This is a genomic window from Streptomyces sp. NPDC045968 (assembly GCF_056430475.1).
Genome location: NZ_JBWKLF010000027.1, coordinates 1 through 1,324, shown reverse-complemented (window position 1 = coordinate 1,324; position 1,324 = coordinate 1). Strand labels below are relative to the sequence as shown.

At 69.6% G+C, this 1,324-nt stretch carries 2 protein-coding genes; both read right to left on the bottom strand.

Features of this window, described 5'->3' with window-relative positions; translation table 11 throughout:
- Positions 1 to 963: an electron transfer flavoprotein subunit alpha/FixB family protein gene (locus AC07FA_RS34165; protein ID WP_479080243.1), complete on the bottom strand. Its 963-nt coding sequence runs from the start codon at positions 961 to 963 to the stop codon at positions 1 to 3.
- Between the two features lie 52 nt (positions 964 to 1,015).
- On the bottom strand, positions 1,016 to 1,324 hold a 309-nt coding region (locus AC07FA_RS34160), incomplete at its 5' end, for an electron transfer flavoprotein subunit beta/FixA family protein (protein WP_479080242.1).

Sequence of the window (1,324 nt, the reverse complement as noted above, 5' to 3'; positions counted from 1 at the left end):
TCAGCCCTTGCGGGTGTGTACTTCTTCGGTGAGTTGGGGGACGACGGTGAAGAGGTCTCCGACGATGCCGTAGTCGACGAGGTCGAAGATGGGGGCTTCGGCGTCCTTGTTGATCGCGACGATGGTCTTGGAGGTCTGCATGCCCGCGCGGTGCTGGATGGCGCCGGAGATGCCGGAGGCGATGTAGAGCTGGGGGGAGACGGACTTGCCGGTCTGGCCGACCTGGTTGGTGTGGGGGTACCAGCCGGCGTCGACGGCGGCGCGGGAGGCGCCGACGGCCGCGCCGAGGGAGTCGGCGAGTGCTTCGATGATGTGGAAGTTCTCCGCGCCGTTGACGCCGCGTCCGCCGGAGACGACGATCGCGGCTTCGGTGAGCTCGGGGCGTCCGGTCGACTCGCGGGGGGTCCGCGAGACGATCTTCGTGCCGGTGGCCTGGCCGGAGAAGGTCACCGGCAGTTCCTCGGCCGTGCCGGCGGCGGGGGCGGCCTCGACGGGTGCGGAGTTCGGCTTGACGGTGATGACGGGGGTGCCGCGGGTGATGCGGGACTTGGTCGTGAACGAGGCGGCGAAGGCGGCCTGTGTCGCGACGGGGCCCTGGTCACCGGCTTCGAGGTCGGTCGCGTCGGTGATCAGACCCGATCCGATACGGACCGCGAGGCGGGCGGCGATCTCCTTGCCCTCCGCGGAGGACGGCACCAGGACCGCGACCGGGGAGATCGCGGTGTGGGCGGCCTGGAGGGCGTCGACCTTGGGGACGACGAGGTAGTCGGCGAACTCGGGCGCGTCTGCGGTCAGGACCTTGAGCGCACCGTGCTCGGCCAGCACCGCCACGGTCTCGGCCGCACCGTTGCCCAGGGCCACGGCGACCGGGTCACCGATCCGGCGGGCCAGGGTCAGCAGTTCGAGAGTGGGCTTGCGGACAGCACCGTCGACATGATCGACGTAGACGAGGACTTCAGCCATGGGAATGCTCCTGCGTGAATGAGTGAAGAAGGGGCGGTTCGGCCAGTGGCCCTTAGATGAACTTCTGGCCCGCGAGGAACTCGGCGAGCTGCTTGCCGCCCTCGCCCTCGTCCTTCACGATCGTGCCCGCCGTGCGGGCCGGACGCTGCACCGCGGAATCCACGGCCGTCCACGCACCCGCCAGGCCCACCTCGTCCGCCTCGATGTCCAGATCACCCAGATCCAGGGACTCCACCGGCTTCTTCTTCGCCGCCATGATGCCCTTGAACGAGGGGTAACGCGCCTCACCGGACTGGTCGGTCACCGACACCACCGCCGGGAGCGAGGCCTGCAGCTGCTCGGAGGCGGTGTCACCGTCACG

Bases quoted from the DNA above. Each gene is read 5' to 3' on its own strand.
- AC07FA_RS34165 (WP_479080243.1), bottom strand. From the start codon at position 963: ATGGCTGAAGTCCTCGTCTACGTCGATCATGTCGACGGTGCTGTCCGC.